This window comes from Nocardia sp. NPDC051570 (genome assembly GCF_044454005.1).
Classification (GTDB): domain Bacteria; phylum Actinomycetota; class Actinomycetes; order Mycobacteriales; family Mycobacteriaceae; genus Nocardia.
In genome coordinates this window covers 653278-669708 of the sequence record NZ_JBITDI010000001.1, presented here as the reverse complement: position 1 = coordinate 669708, position 16431 = coordinate 653278, and the positions used below count along the sequence as shown (strand labels likewise).

The following is a 16431-nucleotide window of genomic DNA, read 5'->3' as shown; positions in this document are numbered from 1 at the left end:
TGTCACCGGGCGCGCTCCCTTCCATATGCCGTCGCCTGCTCGACCAATGCCCGCATGAGCCGGAGATCGGTCGCGTTCTCCTCCGGATGCCATTGCACGCCCACCAGGAACGGCCCGGTGCGCGCCTCGGCGGCCTCGATGGTGCCGTCCGCGGCGTGCGCGGTGGCGACCAAATCGGTTGCGAGCGTATCGATCGCCTGATGGTGGTGGCAGTGCGCGCTCACCTCGGGCCCGGCGATCGCGGCCACTCGGCTGCCCGGCAGTGTCCGCACGGTGGTGACGCCGAAGACGCCGGGTGTGCGCGCGTGGCCGGTATGCCCGAGGACGTCCGGAAGATGTTGGTGCAGTGTGCCACCCAGTGCGACGTTCACCAATTGCAGTCCGCGACAGACCGCGAGCACCGGCATATCCACCGCGCGCGCCAATGTGAAGAGGGTGAACTCGGATTCGTCTCGGTCCGGGCGGGTTCCGCTGGCGGGATGCGCCGGTGCGCCGTAGCGGGACGGGTCGATATCCGCGCCGCCGGTCAGCACCAGCCCGTCGAGCCGGTGCACGAGTTCGGGGCGCGCACTTCCGTTGGGCGGCAGCAATACCGGGATGCCGCCCGCGCGTTCGGTCATCTCGACGTAGGTGCGCGGCAGTACCGCGCTGTCGAGGTCCCAGTGCCCGAAGCGGGTGCGCTCGCAATAGGTGGGCAGCCCGATCAGCGGGCGCGGCTCAGAGTCGCTCGAAGCCACGGATCCGCTCCCAATCGGTCACCGCGGCGTCGTAGGCGTCGAGCTCGACCTGTGCCGCATGGCGGTAGTGCCGCACCACATCCTCGCCGAAGGCCGTCCGGGCGATCTTGCTCTCGCCGAACAGCTGGGCGGCCTCGCGCAGCGTGCGCGGCACCCGCGGCCGCTGGGACCGGTAGGCGTTGCCGTGGAACTCCGGTTCCAGCGGCAGCCGATGTTCGATGCCGTGCACTCCCGCCGCGATCGCCGCCGCCACGGCGAGATACGGATTCACATCGCCGCCCGGCACCCGGTTCTCCAGCCGCAGCGACGGTCCGTGACCGACCACCCGCAGCGCACAGGTCCGATTGTCGCGACCCCATGCCACCGCGGTGGGCGCGAAGCTGCCGTCCTGGAATCGTTTGTAGGAGTTGATATTCGGGGCGAGGAAGTAGGTCAGTTCGCGCAGCACGTCCAACTGCCCGGCGATGAAGTGCCGCATCAGCGCCGATTCACCGCCGGGTTCGTCACCCGCCATGACCGGCTCGCCCGCATCGTTGCGCAGGCTTATGTGGATGTGGCACGAATTGCCCTCTCGCTCATTGTATTTGGCCATGAACGTGAGGCTGCGCCCCTCCTGCGCGGCGATCTCCTTGGCGCCGGTCTTGTAGATGCTGTGGTTGTCACAGGTCACCAGCGCCTCGTCGTAGCGGAAGGCGATCTCGTGCTGACCGGGATTGCATTCGCCCTTCGCGGATTCGACATACATTCCCGCACCGGTCATGTCGTTGCGGATGCGGCGCAGCAGCGGTTCGATGCGCGCGGTGCCGAGCATGGAGTAGTCGACGTTGTACTGATTGGCCGGTGTCAGGCCGCGATAGCCGCCGCGGAACGCCGCCTCGTACGTATCGTCGAAGACCAGGAATTCGAGTTCGGTGCCGACATAGGCGTGCAGGCCGTGCGCGGCCAGGCGGTCGAGCTGGGCGCGCAGCACCTGCCGCGGCGAGGCCGCGACGGGTTCGCCCTGCGGCTGGACCTGTTCCACATCGCACAGCACCAGTGCGGTGCCCGGCCACCACGGCACCAGCCGCAGCGTGGTGAGATCCGGGCGCAGCACGAAATCCCCGTATCCGGTGTCCCACGAAGACATCTCGTATCCGCCGACGGTGGCCATCTCGACATCCACGGCGAGCAGATAGTCACACGCCTCGGTCGCGTGATCGAGCACCTCGTCCACGAAGTACCGTGCCGAACACCGCTTTCCCTGCAACCGGCCCTGCATATCGGTCATCGCGACCAGGACCGTATCCACCGCCCCCGCATCGACCTGCCGCACCAGCTCCGCAACACCCAGCATCCCGGCTCGCATCACGACCCCTTCCGACATCATCGTGATCACGCTAAGCGAATCGGAGGCCCGCGCGGGCGGGAATTGGCAATGACCCGATGGGCGGGCGGGTCATGCGCGGCTACGGAACCGGGACCATTTCCGGGTGCAGCAGGGTGACCGGAGCTTGGGGGAGATCGTCGTATCGACCGAGTGTCGTATCGAAGAAGGTGCGCAGGTAGCCGCGCTGCAGATCGAGTGAGTCGCGCGGATCGATGGTGCCGACCAGCTGGGCTGCGTTCTCGGAGGATGTGATGCCCGCGGCGGCGAGTGGGGGCACGATCAGTTGGTTGTCACAGAACGACAGGTGCTGAGCCCCGTCCAGCCGGAAATCGAGCTTCGGTCCGTGATCGTTGGCCCGGAACTGCTGCCAAGTCGGGTCGTTGTCACGGCCGTGGTTTTCAGCGCCCACGAGCATGAACGGGCGATCCAATCCGTCGATGACCACTGAACCCGACAGGACACCATCGAGATTCGCGCCCGCCAAGATCCTCCGGTCGTCGTGCATCGACTGGGCCGCGGTGGTGCCGCCCAAGGAATGTCCGAACATGGCGACCTTCGATACGTCGAGTATTCGGGCGAGGTTGTCCGGTAGCGGGTGCCGGTCGGCATCCGGGTTGTCGCCTGCGGCGATGTCGGCGAGCTTGTCGAGCACAAACCGTGTGTCGGCTACCCGGATCGGTAACGCGCTAGCGACCTGGGCCTTGGTCTGGTCGCGGTCGGTTGCCGGCGGCAGGACGCTTTTCTCGATCCGCCCGTCGGGGAATTGAGTCGCGAACGTTTCGTAGGTGTAGCTGGAGGTGACCACGATGAAACCGTGGCTGGCAAGATCTTCGGCCTGCGCGGTGCTCAGCTCACGCGGCATACTCAGGCCGGGGGAGAACAACATCACCGGACGACCTCCTCCGGCCACGTCCGCAGGCGCATCGACATGGCCGTGACTGGGAGCCAGTATCCATGGCACCGCCATCGGAATACCGTAGTGAATGAGGCCCTCGGCATACATTCGAGCAAGGTCGGGAGCGAGCCATGACCGCACAGGCACTCCCGCAACGTCGATGGCGGGATACCAGATGCTGATCATCAACTCGCGAAGGCGATCCGGGATATACGGATCGTGGCGGGAGGCATCGACCAGATGCAGATCCACCACGCCGATCCCCTCGGTGCCGGTCGGCTCCGGCAGGGCTATAACCATCGAGTTCTGGTGCGCTGGAACCGGTTCGGCCTGGGCAACGACGTCGACCGTGGCGAACGCCAGCATCAGCAGAACAGATAGACAACGAAATATCCTGCCCAACAAGATAATTCCCTCCCCTGTGCCGACGGTGCACGCCTTCGACCGCCACAGCTTAGCCCAAATCTGTGGTTGGACTGCCGCATGGGCGGCGGCCACGACGAGGCGATGACGTCGCCACGGCCAGGGAGACGTTCACGAACGGCCGTCGCGCGACGGCCGTTCGGTCATGCAGGAGGCTCGGTGTCTCAGGAGCGTTTCTGCACCCGGGACAATGCCGCTTCCACAGCGTCTTCCGGGGTCTTGGCGGCCACCGCCTCTTCGACCGGATTCCCGTCCGCGTCGAGGATCTGCCATCCACCGAGGGTGACGACCGGGATGCCGCCACGCCGGTGCGCCAGCGCTTGCTCCGATAAGGTGCCCCACGACCCGCCGATGACGATTACAGCATCGGCAGACCACACGATCACGGCATTGCGAGCCTCGCCCATATTGGTGTAGATCACTGCCGACAGGCCGTCGCAGATACCGGCTGGATCATCATCCGGGCGGATACCGATGACCAGACCGCCAACCGATGATGCGCCCTCGGCGACTGCGGCCATGACCCCAGTTCCCCCGCCGCACAGCACGGTCGCGCCTGCCTCAGCGAGGAGCCTCCCGACCTGCCGAGCGTTCTCCGCAACGGCGTCGGTGATGTCGCGTGGGCCACAGACGGCGACTTGTATTGCAGGCAATGTCGTCACTCCTTGGTTCTGGTCTCGGCGGTGTCGCTGATTTCGCGTGCCGCGCGAGTGCCGGCGGCCAGAGCAGCCAGCTCGCTGGCGGCCGTGTTGACCCGTTTGACGATGGGAGTAGTTCGTAGTTCGACCGGTAGGTTGAGGATTCCTGATATCCGTGCGCTGGCGGCATCAAGGTTACCGAGCCCGAGTTGTGTTCGGGCAGCGTCAAGTTCGCCCGCGGCTATGAATTCCGGTGGGTGGACGCCCCCGCACGCTCGACCAGGGCGACGCCACGGCTGTTCTCGCGCCACTGTGTACCGCTACCTCTCCGACATCGACTGACCCCTGAATGCGCAAAACCCCGGAGGGATAGACCTCCGGGGATCGTGCTTGTGACGCCTCTGGCAATCAGTCTTCAGTCCAATAGAGGGTGGGGACTACCGTCGGGTTGCTTTGATAAAGCAGCTCCATTACTTCATCATATCCAAATGCTCCATTCTTGAAGTTCGTGACTATCGCCTGCACATCGCCTGTGTACTTTGCTTGGGTGGGTTGAAAGTCCGTTCGCCACCATGCCTCATCCAGAATGAGCGGGCTATAGTTCCCTTCGATAACGGGATCGGTAACACCCTGAAAGAACTGTGATGCGCTCTGGTAATCTTTGTCGGGCAGCAGCCAGTACGCTAACTTCTGCTGCTCTTTGTGCAGTACGAGCGACTTGTAGTCCTCATCGAATTCCAAATACTTCACCGGCTGATTTCTGGCGTCGAGCATTTCCTCTCTATTTGTCGGAAACAGCCAGCTTCTTTTTGCCCCGAAGAATAATATACTATTCTCCAGCATGTCGGAGGGAATCGCTTTATATTGCTTCGAAAGAAACGATGCCGACAAGAACACATACCTGCGAGATCCCATTGCCCTGCTCCTTGCGATCGGACAGCGTGACGCATTGCTATTCAACTGTCTCACAAGATGTTTCGCGGCAGGTGACTATGCCCTGAGTGCCTACAGCCTGCCGACTCGGGCGCCCTTCTCCCGTCTCCGGCGGCCGAAAGCGAATGCCTTGCGCCACAGCAGGGTCCGTCGCCACGTGCGCGGATGACGAGTCAACAGCGCTGCGGCAGTGGCTGAATCGTTGATGAACAGGTTCGCGACCAGCCCGGCCGCGTCGAAGACGACGAGTCCGGTCCGCTCACCGCCCGCGAACGACAGCGGTACGGCGACCACGGTGGTCCTGTTCCAGTGTCGGACGGCCGCGGCCCCGGACCCTGTGTAGTCGCCGAGTTCGCCGACCAGCTGCGCCCAGAGGCCCGCGATCCCCTCGGCCGAGACCGATCCCGACAGGGCGGTGCCGAAGTCCGCCCACGCCTCCTCATGCCGCCCCGCCGCGAGATGGGCGAACACCGCGAGCGCCCGCGGTTCGGCATCGGCGACCGGCCCCGGCGACGACTCCTTCCATGCGTCGGCGACACCCGCGTCGGTCAGCAGCGCACGCGCCTGCTGGAGTTGGTTGTCCGCGACCATGATTCGCCGGGGAAGGAACCCGAGCGAGCCTTCCGTACTGCTCATATGTTCGTCGAGAAGTACGGCCCGGATACCGGCGTCCTGCAGCAGCGCTTGCGCGAACGAGAGGAGCACGGCGTCGTTGGTACGAAGCAGCTCAGCCATAGGAGAAGGGTCCCAGCCGGGGAGGTGGAATGTAAATGGCCGGTACTCCGCTGGGGCAGCGGACAGCGACGTGGATCGATGGCAAGAATCCTGCCCGGCTCTGTGTACGAGCCGAGGCGCGAGTGGGGTCGGCATCGACACACCACCGAAATCCGCTGTGGCCGTGACCCGTAGCCAGGGCGTGCAGTTTCATGATCGTGAGCGGCGAACTGATCTATGTGAGCGGGTAACTGGTCACGCGCGGCTGCCGACGAGACCTAACGGTCCGTACGAGCGGGCCGAATGACCGCTGTCGGCAGGGTGGGCTATGACGAATCGGTGATCGAACGGCTCGATGGATCGCACTGTCGCTGCTTTGGTGTCTATGGTCCGAGGATGAGAATCGATCGTTACCGTGATGCCGATCTGGATGTGCTCGCGGGTTTGCGCGCGCAGCTGTGGCCGGACGGAACGGTTGCCGAGCAGCGCGCTGATGTCGAAGAGACCTACGGTGGTGAGCGCCCTGCGGTGGCGTTCCTGGCTCGCAGCGAGGACGGCACGGTGATCGGATTCTGCGAAGCCACCCTCCGCAACGACTACGTCAACGGCTGCGACACCTCACCGGTGGTGTTCCTCGAAGGGATCTACGTCGAACCGGGTCAGCGGCGATCCGGCGCGGCACGAGCGCTGTGCGCCGCCGTCGAGGAATGGGGCCGCGAGTCGGGCTGCACCGAGCTGGGTTCCGATGCGCTGATAGACAATTCGCTCGGCCACGAGTTGCACCAGGGACTCGGCTTCGAGGAACGCGAACGAGTCGTCTGCTACCGCAAGCTTCTCTGACAGCGGTTCAGTGGCCGTATCCTATGCGGTGATGAGCGAGGTCGGTCACCTGGATGGCGGCGAGAGCCGTTCGCCGCGAGCTGTTTTCGTGGTCAGGTTGGCGGAGTTGTGGGAGGCTGCGGGGAATCCCACCCTGCAGCGAGTCGCGGATGCGGCGGATGCGCGGATGCGGGGCACACGGGCACGGGGGGACAGCCGGGGATCCTCGATGCAGCGCATCAGTGATTGGCGGGCCGGTCGTAATGTGCCCTCCCGGTTCGAGTCGTTCGATCCGGTGTTGGTGACATTGATTTCGCTGTCCCGGCAAGTGTCCGGTCCGGTCCCGCGGGTCTTGTCGAATCGTTCGGCCTGGCAACGGTTATGGAAGGCGGCGAGCGCGGAACCGTCACGGCCGACGGTGACGACCGCATTGCGCCGCGATATCGACACGTTCATCGGACGTGATGGCGAGTTGCATCGAATTCTGGATGCGGCGGGACCGGGCCGGGTGGTGTCCATCCATACCGTCGACGGCATGCCCGGTGTCGGGAAGACCGCTCTGGTCACCCGTGCGGCACATCTGTTGGCCGATCGGTTTCCCGATGGCCGGTTCTTCGTAGAGTTGAATACTCATACCCCCGGACAGGTTCCCGTCGATCCGATCGATGCGCTGGCCACGCTGCTCACCGATCTCGGAATCGCGCCGAGCCATATGCCGGACTCGCTCGATGCGCGTCGTGACCTGTGGCGGGATCGGTTGTCGGGCAAGCGGATACTGCTGGTGCTCGACGACGCTCGTGACCATGCCCAGATCGAACCGCTGCTCCCGGCCGGACCCGAATGTCTCACCTTGATCACCAGTCGTCGCCGACTCATCGCGTTGGACAACGCCCTTCCGTTGGCGCTGAATATCCTCGATCCTGGCAGCGCCGTTGATCTGTTCTGCCGGTTGGCGCACCGTCACCTGAGCGGTGGTGACGCAGCGGCGGTCGCCGAGATCGTCCGGTTGTGCGGGTATCTGCCGTTGGCGATCGTGCTGCTGGCCGGTCGCCTGGCCCACCATCCTGCGTGGACCCTGACCGGCCTGGCCGCAGAATTCGTCATGGCCCAGGATCGGCTCGGCGAACTCGATACCGGCGACCGCGCGGTCCGTGCCGCCTTCACCACCTCCTACGACAATCTGCCTCTCGGTCGGCAACAGGTGTTCCGCAGGCTGGGACTGCACCCCGGTCCCGACTTCGATGCCTACGCTGTCGCCGCGTTGAACGACATGCCACTCGCCACGGCACGCCGCGAACTCGACGCGCTCTACACCGACCACCTCGTCGACGAGACCGCGCCCGATCGCTACCGCTTGCATGATCTGCTGCGCGTCTACGCGCGCGATCTCGGTGCGACCGACCCGGCTGCCGCCCGGGAGGACGCCCTGGACCGGCTCCACTCCTACTATTGCCACGCAGCTGCGATGGCCAACCGATATCTCGGGCGCTTCGCCCGTCCCGGCAGCACACCGTCTCCGGGACCCGATCCCGCAGCGAGGGATCTGCACAGCGTTGCGGAAGCGATCGCGTGGATACGCCTGGAACGAGCCAACTTCCTGGCTTTCATCGACTATGCGGCGTCCCACCGTCAGCCGGCACAGGCGATAGCGCTGATCGATTCGCTCGCAAGCTTGCTCGATCGGGACGGGCCATGGCCGCAGGTGGCCGAACTCCACCAACGGGCTATCGCCTTAGCGCAACAGATCGGTGATCAACTTGCCGAGGCCGATGCTCGCGTCTACCTCGGTGCCGTATGCGACCGAAGCGGCGATCACCAGGTCGCTCCCGAGACATTCCGGCAGGCCCTCGCGATCTACCGTCGGCTCGGTAACCGCCTCGGACAGGCGCATGCCCTCAGCGGTCTCGGCTTGCTGCATCTGCGGACCAGCGCCTATCAAGACGCCACGGATCTGTTGCAGCAGGCCCTGACGATCTACCGCGACCTCGGTGACCGCGTAGGTCAAGCGGACGTTCTCACCAGTTTCGGTGTGGTGCACTGGCGATGTGGAGATTTTCCTGGCGCTGTCGACCTGCTACAGCAGGCTTTGGCCGTAATCCATGACCTCGGCCACCTTCATGAACTCCACGTCCTGGTGGGCTTGGGACTGGTGCTCGAGCAGAGCGGCGACCTCCCGGCCGCTGTCGACGTGGCCCAGCGCGCCCTGACCATGGCCCGTGCTCTCGGCGACCGGCACGTCGAAGGTATCGCTCTCGGCACTCTCGGGTTGGAACGCAAACGCAGCGGCGACATTCCGGCGGCCGTCGCCATGATGCGGCAGGCCGCAATGATGTTGCGCGACAGCGGTGACCGCGCCATCGAGGCGGAAGCCCTCAATCATCTCGGTAAGCTGCTGGCCGAGACCCATGAGCACGAGAGCGCATTGACCCAATTCGCCGCTACGCTGCGGTTGGCGCGCACGATCCAGAGCCCGCTGGAGGAGGCCCGCGCGCTGGAGGGTTCGGCCCGCAGCCGGGCGAGCCTGGGCGATACCGCCACCGCCATCACCGAACTGCGGGCCGCCATCGCGCTCTACCAACGCATCGGAGCACCCGAAACCGAACCCGCCACAACCTATCTCATGACTCTGCAACGCAATCCCGACAGCGGGTAACTCGTCTATGGACTATCGGCGGTCAGCAGTTCGCCGGAGTCGGAGTCGAACAGCAGGGTATGCCCGGGTTCGGGGACTGCGGTGAGTTCGTCGCCGATGGTGGGTTCGTCGGTCTCGGGGACGGTGACGCCGAGTTGGATGCCCTCGGCGCAGTCGAGGACGACAAGTGCTGTGGTGCCAAGGTTTTCGACGACCGAGACGGTACCGCGGATGCCGTTGCCGGGTCGAAGGGTCAGGTACTCGGGGCGGATGCCGATCGTGACCGTCGGGCCTTCCCGGTGATCGAGGCCGGTGGGTACGGGCAGCACGGTGCCTACCGCCTCGATGCCGCCGGCGACGAACCGTCCGGGGAACAGGTTCATCGGTGTCGAGCCGATGAAGTTCGCGATGAATGTGTCGGCGGGACGCTGGAAGATCTCCCGCGGCGTGCCGATCTGGCGGATGCGGCCGGCGTCCAGTACCGCGATGCGGTCGGCCACCGCGAGGGCCTCGGCCTGGTCGTGGGTGACGAAGACCGTGGTGACCGCGAGGTCGCGTTGGAGGCGCTTGAGGAATGTCCTTGCCTCCAAACGCAATCGGGCATCCAGATTCGACAGTGGTTCGTCGAGTAGCAGGACATCCGCGCCCATCGCGATCGCGCGCGCCAGGGCCACGCGTTGCTGCTGCCCGCCGGACAGTTGGGCGGGGCGGCGGTCGAGCAGGCCTGACAGGCTCAGTTCGGCGCCGGTGTCCTCGGCCACCTCGAGGCGGCGGGCTCGGGGAGCGTGGCGCACGCGCAGGGGATAAGCGATGTTCTCGGCGACGGTCATATGCGGGAACAGGGCATAGTCCTGGAACACCATGGCCACATTGCGCCGGGCGGGGTCGATCCCGGTCACGTCCCGGTCGCCGATGGTGATGCTGCCGCTGCTGGCCTGCTCCAGACCGGCGAGGGTGCGCAGCAGGGTGGTCTTGCCGCAGCCGGAAGGTCCCAGCAGTGCGAAGAACTCGCCGTCGGCGATGGACAGTGTGAGTTCGTCCACCGCCCGCACGCCGTTGGGATACACCACGGACAGGCCGTGGATGTCGATGCCTGCCATCAGCCCTTGATACCTCCGTGGAAGCGGAACCCGTAGCGCTTGTTCACCAGCAGGAACAGCACCACCACGGGGATCGAGTACAGCAGCGAGAAGACCGGCAGGGCACGCAGATCCGTGGCGCCGCCCTCGTTCTGCATGGTGTGGATGATGACCGCGGCCGGTTGTCTGCCGGTGTCCTGTAACAGCAGGAACGGCAGCAGGAAGTTGCCCCAGGCGTTGACGAACGACCAGACCAGGATGGTCGCCAGGCCGGGGCGGGCGATCGGCAGCACCACCTGGGTGAGCACCTGGCGCGGTGAGGCGCCGAAGACGCGGGCGGATTCCTCATAGGACGACGGCACCGAATCGATGAAATCCTTGAGCATGAAGATGGCCGCGGGCAGCAGTCCGCCGGACAGCACGACCGCGGTGCCCAGCCGCGAATTGATCAGTCCCAGTTCGTACATCATGAGGAAGATCGGCACCATCGCCGCGGTCCCGGTGACCACGCTCGACAGCAACAGCAGCAGATACAGCACCGCGCCGCGGCCCGGAATCCGCACGCGCGAGAGCACATACGCGGCGGCCGCCGCCAGCGCCACGGTGATCGCGGTGCTCACCGCGCACAGGATCAGCGAATTGACCAGGGAACCAACGACATTCGGATTGTGCAGCGTGGCGGCGATATTGGCGGTGGTCCAGCGCGGCCAGTGCACGGTGAGCCCGGGATCGCGATCGAACGGCTCGGACGCCAGCCACAGCATGGGCAGCGCGAAGAACACCATGACCACCGCGATCAGTGTGTAGAACCCGATCCGGCGCAGCATCCACCGCGGCGTCATGTCCGCCTCCTGAGCAGTCGCAGATACAGCACGGCGATCACCAGATTCACCACCAGCAGGATCGCGGACACCGCCGCGGCGTAGCCGAGCTGATCGCCGACGAGGGCCTGGTCGTAGATGAACACCGGCAGCACCTCCGAGGCATGGTTGGGGCCGCCCGCGGTGAGCAGATAGGGCGTGAAATCGTTGGCGGTCCACAGCGTGATCAGCAGCGTATTGGTCAGCACATGGCCCCGGATATGCGGGAACACCACGTCTTTGAGCAGTCGCGGGCCCCGGGCCCCGCACAGCCGCGCCATCTCCACCTGCGCGGGCGGCACCGTGGTCAACGCGGAGCTGTAGAGCACCATCGAGAACGCCGCGCCGCGCCAGGTGTTGAAGACGATCAGCGTGAGCATGGGGTATTGGATCAGCCATGCGGTGGAATGGTTGTCCAGCAACGCGTTCAGCGTGCCGGACTGTTGATCCAGCAGCGCGAACCACAGAAAGGCCACGACGGTGCTCGGCAGGATCCACGCCAGCAGGACCAGCCCCTGGGCGCTGGCGCGCAAGGCCTTCGGCGCGCGGGGCAGTGCCCACGCCAGCAGGAATCCGAGCAGGTTCTGCCCGATCACCGCCGAGCCCGCGACGTAGATCACGGTCAGCCACAGCGCATGACGGAAATCCGAATCGCCCAGCGCCTTGGTGACATTGCCGAGGCCGACATTGTCCGGACGTACCGAATTCGGCCCGGCGAGTTCGTAATTCGTCGAGCCGATGTACAGCGTCCACAGCGCCGGGAAGATCAGGAATACGGCGATGACGAGCACCGCGGGCGCGAGGAGGGCCAGCGCCCGCGGCGCGCCCAGCCCGGCCACATCTCGTGGCTCAGTTGTCGACAACGTTATCCCTGCCCACGATATCGGCGAGTTTGTGGGAATAGGTGGCCGCCGCGGTGTCGGGGGAGCGGCCGCTGATCACATCGGCGGTCGCCTGCTGGATCAGCGCCGACACCCGTGCGTAGGCGCCCTCCGACGGCCGGAAGTAGGTGTGCGGCAGGGCATTGCGGGCGATGTAGTTCATCAGCGGATCGCGTGCCAGCAGCGCGTCGTTGACATCGGTGCGCGGCATGAGCTGCGACGCGCCGAGGTAGTCGCGCTCATAGGCCTCCATCGCCGCGGCCGAACTCATGAAGCTCAGCAGCGCCCACGCCTGCTGCGGGTAATCGGTATTCGGGTTGACCAGCCAGACCGCGCCGCCGGAGAAGGTGAGGAAGTCCTGCCCGCCCACCCCGGCGCCCGGCCGCATCGCCGGAATCAGCGCGTAGCCGATCGCGCTGTCCCGGTTGGGCATCGGATCGGTGCCGACCCCCGGCGCGAGGATCGACCGCCACAGATAGTCGCTCTCCGGGTAGATGCCGATGGTCCCGGCCGCGAAGGAGGCGAAGGACCGGTCCCGGCCCTGGGCCTCGAGGTCCAGATTCGGATCGGTCAGATGCCGGGCGACGATCTGCTGATAGAAGCCGAGCGCCGAGCGCATCGCGGCCGTATCGCCCTGCCATTTCCCGTCGGCGAAGATCAGCGCGCCCGCCCCGGCGAGCAGCGGCAGGAATCCGTTGATGGTGGTGGTCTCGGCCATGGCCGTGCCGCCGTCGAGTTGAATCGGGGTGACGCCCGGCAGTTTCGCGAGAGCCGTTGCGGCGGTAAGGATATCGTCCCAGCTGTGCGGCTGCCAGTCGGCGGGCAGACCGGCCCGGGCGAACAGCTGCTTGTTGTAGAACAGGACTCGCCCGTCGGTGCCCTTCGGAATGCCGTAGTCCTGTCCGTGGAACTGATCGAGTTGCCGCACTGACGGCTGGATCTGGCCCCAGCCGTCCCATCCGGCGACCGCATCGGCCCCGACCACCTCGGCGAGCGGTTTGATCAGCCAGCTCTGGGCGAAGTTGCCGACATCGGTGCCGTCGATATCGAGGATGTCGCCGCCGCCTCCGGTGCGCAGCTGCAGGATCTGCTTCTGCTGATAGGTGCCGTCGTCGGCGCCGCTGCCCTGGAAGCTCAGCGCGACCGTGACGCCCTTGGCCTTCTCCAGCTCCGTGAACCGCGGAATCACGTAGTCGGTGAGCCATTTCGCGATCGAGGAGTTCTTACCGCCCGCGATCGCATTGGAGGCGATCGTCAAGGTCACCGTGGTGGCGTCGGCATTGAGTCGCGGGTCGCTGACGCGGGCCGGTCGGCCGAGACATGCGCTCAGCAGCAGGCATGCCGTCAGAGCGAATGCCAGATATCCGATTCGTCGTCGCACAGCGGGTCCCCATGATCACCTGGACAGCCGGAGGGTGCGGATCTCGAAGGGGCGCAACGTCACAGCGATTCCGGAATCGGTGATGTCGTAGTGCGCCGTCTCGTCGCACGGCCGCTCGAGCAGATCGGTGGATATCGCCGCGCGCAGCCCGAAGCCCGCGGTCAGCCGGGCCGCGGCGCGACCGCCGCCCGATTCGTAGAGGCGCACGATCACATCTCCGGAGCGGTCGTCGGCCAACTTCACCGATTCGACGACCACGGCCGGATTGTCGACCTCGACCAGCGGCGCCACGGCGGCGTCCGCGCCGTGTACCTCGCGGGCGGGCAGATTGATCCGATAGCCTTCGCGCACAGCGGTATTCACCTCCGCGCCCGGGATCAGCGCATGACGGAACCGGTGGATGCCGTGATCGGTGTCCGGATCCGGGAAGCGCGGCGCGCGCAGCAGCGACGCCCGCAGCACGGTGACGATGCCGCCGCCCGCGCGCGGCGCGCGGCCGACATCGTGGCCGTAGGTCGCGTCGTTGGTCAGGGCGATGCCGTAGCCGGGTTCGGCCAGTAGCACCCAGCGATGCGCGCAGATCTCGAATCGCGCGGCCTCCCAACTGGTATTGACATGGGTCGCGCGGTGGACGTGGCCGAACTGGATCTCCGCGGTCGAGCGATCGGCCTGGACGTCCAGCGCGAAGGCGAGCTTCAGGAACTTCTCGGCCTCATGCCAATCGACCTCGGTGTCGATCTCGACCCCGCGCCCCCCGGCGCGCAGCGTGAGCCGCTGCCGCACCGTCGACGCACCGAAGGATCGCACCACACGGACCGTGGCCCGGTCCGGACCGGCCTCGTCGAGCCCGATCTCGTCGACGCCGATCAGATCGGTGACGGTGTTGCGGTAGAAGCGATCCACATCCCAGGCGTCCCACCGATTCGGCACATCCGGATGCAGCTGCAGCAGGTTCCCGCGCTGCCCCGGCGCGAGGACCTCGCGGTCCGCGGTCCGGTCGTACACCGATCGCAGTAATCCGCTGGCGTCCACCACGATTCGCAGCGCCTCGTTGCTCAGTGCGAAACCGCCGTCCATCGGCTCGACGGTGACCGGGCCCGACAACGTATGCGCCCGTGGGCCCGCGCCCATGCCCGGGACGCCGTCGTGCGCGTGCGGGGCGGCGTTGAACACCACGGTCGCCGGGCCCGTCCCGGCCAACCGGCGCTGCGCCTGCGCGATGATCTCGGTCAGCTCCGCGGCCACGGTCGCGTAGTCCCGATCGGCGTCGCGATACACCCACGCGATCGAGCTACCCGGCAGGATGTCGTGGAACTGGTTGAGCAGCACCATCTTCCAGAGCCGGTCGAAGGCGTCGTAGGGGTAGTCGGCATCGAGGCGCACCGCGGCCGTGGCCGCCCACAGCTCGGCCTCGCGCAGCAGATGTTCGCTGCGCCGATTGCCCTGTTTGGTCCGGGCCTGACTGGTGTAGGTGCCGCGATGCAATTCCAGATACAGCTCGCCCACCCAGACCGGCGCGTCCGCGTATTCGGCCTCGGCGCTGCGGAAGAACTCGCTCGGCGCCTGGACCGTCACCCGGGGCGAACCCTCCAGATCCGCCAATCGTGCCGCGCGGGAGAGCATTTCGCGGGTCGGACCGCCGCCGCCGTCGCCGTATCCGAAGGGGACCATCGATCGGGTGGCCTCGCCCTTATCGGCGAAGTTGCGTTCGGCATGGGCCAGTTCGGCGCCGGACAGTTCGGAGTTGTAGGTGTCGACGGGCGGGAAATGGGTGAAAACCCGGGTGCCGTCGATCCCTTCCCACCAGAAAGTGTGGTGCGGGAACTTGTTGGTCTGATTCCAGCAGATCTTCTGGGTGAGGAACCAGCGCGATCCGGACTGCGCGATCAGCTGCGGCAGCGCGGCGGTGTAGCCGAACGAATCCGGTAACCAGACCTCGCGGGTCTCGAGCCCGAATTCGTCGAGATAGAACCGCTTTCCGTGCACGAATTGCCGGGCCAGCGCCTCGCCGCCGGGCATATTCGTATCCGACTCGACCCACATGCCGCCGACCGGGACGAATCGGCCCGCCGCCACGAACTCCGCGACCCGGGCGAACAGTGCGGGGGAGTGCTCCTTGATCCAGGCCAGCTGCTGGGCCTGCGACATCGCGAAGACGAAATCCGGATTCTCGGCCAGCAGCGCGGTGACGTTGGCGGCGGTCCGGGTGACCTTGCGGACTGTCTCGCGCAGCGGCCACAGCCAGGCGGAGTCGATATGCGCATGCCCGATCGCCGAGATCCGATGCGCGCTGGCGTGCGCGGGCCGCGACATCGCGTCGGCGAGTTCCGCGCGGGCGGCCTTGGCGGTGGCGGGAACGTCGTGGACATCGAGCGCGTCCATCGCGCGTTCCAGCGCGCGCAGCAGTTGCCAACGGCGCGAATCGGTGACGGGCAGCTCCCGCATCAGCTGCGACGCGACCTCGACATCGGCGACGAGCTCGGCCACCTCGGCATCGAAGACGGCCAGATCGATCCGGCCGAGCCGGTAGAGGGGTTGCTCGCCCGCGGTCGCCCGATCGCCCAGCGGGGTCGGCCGGAACGGATGTGCGGAGCGACCGTCGAGGATGACCGGGTTGGCGGCCGCCTCCACATACAGCAGGACCTGTTCGCCGCCCGCGGCGGGAGAGCCGATCCGCACCCAGTCGTTGCGCGGGCTCAGCCCCTTGATCACCGTCCCATCGGGGGTGTAGACCAGGCCCTCGCATTGGAAACCCGGGATCCGGCCGTCGAATCCGAGATCGATGACGGCCTCCACGATGCGCCCGGCCCAGGCGGCGGGCACCGTACCGGTGACGCGCAGCCAGGTCGTCGACCACGGCGGGCCCCACGGCATGCCCGATTCGGCCGGACGATAGTCGCCCGACAGGCCGTGGGCGACCGGCACCGGTTCGCCGGGCGCCTGCCACCATTCGACCCGGGCGGGCACCGACACCGGGTACACCGCGGTGCGGATGCGTTCGTCCAACAGCCGGTCGATACGGTCCTCGATCAGTACCCGATCGTCATGCATCCGCGACTCCGAAGGTCAGCGC

Annotated in this window: 13 protein-coding genes; 2 read left to right on the top strand and 11 right to left on the bottom strand. The window is 66.3% G+C overall.

Annotated elements, in window-relative coordinates; all coding sequences use genetic code 11:
* Positions 1-2: 2 nt before the first annotated feature.
* The 6 genes from ACIA76_RS03025 to ACIA76_RS03000 form a co-directional block, all read right to left on the bottom strand.
* Positions 3-737: a gamma-glutamyl-gamma-aminobutyrate hydrolase family protein gene (locus tag ACIA76_RS03025; RefSeq protein WP_397147731.1), complete on the bottom strand. Its 735-nt coding sequence runs from the start codon at positions 735-737 to the stop codon at positions 3-5.
* On the bottom strand, positions 718-2103 hold the full coding sequence (locus tag ACIA76_RS03020; protein ID WP_397147728.1) for a glutamine synthetase family protein: 1386 nt from the start codon (positions 2101-2103) through the stop codon (positions 718-720). Before ACIA76_RS03020 ends, ACIA76_RS03025 begins: the two co-directional genes overlap by 20 nt.
* A gap of 79 nt (positions 2104-2182) precedes the next feature.
* The gene (locus ACIA76_RS03015; RefSeq protein ID WP_397147726.1) at positions 2183-3496 is read right to left on the bottom strand and encodes an alpha/beta hydrolase family protein; all 1314 of its coding nucleotides are present in this window, start codon (positions 3494-3496) and stop codon (positions 2183-2185) included.
* An 89-nt stretch (positions 3497-3585) separates the two neighbouring features.
* On the bottom strand, positions 3586-4083 hold the full coding sequence (locus ACIA76_RS03010) for a dethiobiotin synthetase (protein ID WP_397147723.1): 498 nt from the start codon (positions 4081-4083) through the stop codon (positions 3586-3588).
* A 384-nt stretch (positions 4084-4467) separates the two neighbouring features.
* Positions 4468-4974, bottom strand: a complete 507-nt coding sequence (locus ACIA76_RS03005) for a hypothetical protein (RefSeq protein ID WP_397147721.1) — start codon at positions 4972-4974, stop codon at positions 4468-4470.
* A 90-nt stretch (positions 4975-5064) separates the two neighbouring features.
* Entirely contained in the window at positions 5065-5727 is a 663-nt protein-coding gene (locus tag ACIA76_RS03000; RefSeq protein WP_397147718.1) for a putative signal transducing protein, read from the bottom strand.
* Positions 5728-6102: 375 nt separating this feature from the next.
* On the opposite strand from ACIA76_RS03000, the gene aac(6') reads away from it, so the two are divergent.
* Both aac(6') and ACIA76_RS02990 read left to right on the top strand, forming a co-directional pair.
* Entirely contained in the window at positions 6103-6546 is a 444-nt protein-coding gene (aac(6'), locus tag ACIA76_RS02995; protein WP_397147716.1) for an aminoglycoside 6'-N-acetyltransferase, read from the top strand.
* A 208-nt stretch (positions 6547-6754) separates the two neighbouring features.
* Positions 6755-9178, top strand: coding sequence for an ATP-binding protein (locus tag ACIA76_RS02990; protein ID WP_397147714.1), 2424 nt, complete (start codon positions 6755-6757; stop codon positions 9176-9178).
* A 5-nt stretch (positions 9179-9183) separates the two neighbouring features.
* On the opposite strand, the gene ACIA76_RS02985 is transcribed toward ACIA76_RS02990, so the two are convergent.
* From ACIA76_RS02985 to ACIA76_RS02965, 5 genes are read right to left on the bottom strand one after another with little or no spacing between them, the layout of a single operon-like run.
* A complete protein-coding gene (locus tag ACIA76_RS02985; RefSeq protein WP_397147712.1) occupies positions 9184-10257 on the bottom strand; it encodes an ABC transporter ATP-binding protein in 1074 nt (357 codons plus the stop codon).
* Positions 10257-11078: a carbohydrate ABC transporter permease gene (locus ACIA76_RS02980; protein WP_397147710.1), complete on the bottom strand. Its 822-nt coding sequence runs from the start codon at positions 11076-11078 to the stop codon at positions 10257-10259. The genes ACIA76_RS02985 and ACIA76_RS02980 overlap by 1 nt, the downstream gene beginning before the upstream one ends.
* Complete coding sequence (locus ACIA76_RS02975) at positions 11075-11959, bottom strand: carbohydrate ABC transporter permease (RefSeq protein WP_397147709.1); 885 nt, start codon at positions 11957-11959, stop codon at positions 11075-11077. The genes ACIA76_RS02980 and ACIA76_RS02975 overlap by 4 nt, the downstream gene beginning before the upstream one ends.
* Complete coding sequence (locus ACIA76_RS02970) at positions 11946-13358, bottom strand: ABC transporter substrate-binding protein (RefSeq protein ID WP_397147706.1); 1413 nt, start codon at positions 13356-13358, stop codon at positions 11946-11948. The genes ACIA76_RS02975 and ACIA76_RS02970 overlap by 14 nt, the downstream gene beginning before the upstream one ends.
* Before the next feature lie 15 nt (positions 13359-13373).
* On the bottom strand, positions 13374-16409 hold the full coding sequence (locus ACIA76_RS02965) for an alpha-mannosidase (protein ID WP_397147704.1): 3036 nt from the start codon (positions 16407-16409) through the stop codon (positions 13374-13376).
* Positions 16410-16431: the final 22 nt, after the last annotated feature.

What these genes read in the sequence shown, in the direction of transcription:
- ACIA76_RS03020 (WP_397147728.1), bottom strand. Translation starts at nt 2,103, where the DNA reads ATGATGTCGGAAGGGGTCGTGATGCGAGCCGGGATGCTGGGTGTTGCG.
- ACIA76_RS03005 (WP_397147721.1), bottom strand. Translation starts at nt 4,974, where the DNA reads ATGGGATCTCGCAGGTATGTGTTCTTGTCGGCATCGTTTCTTTCGAAG.
- ACIA76_RS03000 (WP_397147718.1), bottom strand. Translation starts at nt 5,727, where the DNA reads ATGGCTGAGCTGCTTCGTACCAACGACGCCGTGCTCCTCTCGTTCGCG.
- ACIA76_RS02990 (WP_397147714.1), top strand. Translation starts at nt 6,755, where the DNA reads ATGCAGCGCATCAGTGATTGGCGGGCCGGTCGTAATGTGCCCTCCCGG.
- ACIA76_RS02985 (WP_397147712.1), bottom strand. Translation starts at nt 10,257, where the DNA reads ATGGCAGGCATCGACATCCACGGCCTGTCCGTGGTGTATCCCAACGGC.
- ACIA76_RS02980 (WP_397147710.1), bottom strand. Translation starts at nt 11,078, where the DNA reads ATGACGCCGCGGTGGATGCTGCGCCGGATCGGGTTCTACACACTGATC.
- ACIA76_RS02965 (WP_397147704.1), bottom strand. Translation starts at nt 16,409, where the DNA reads ATGCATGACGATCGGGTACTGATCGAGGACCGTATCGACCGGCTGTTG.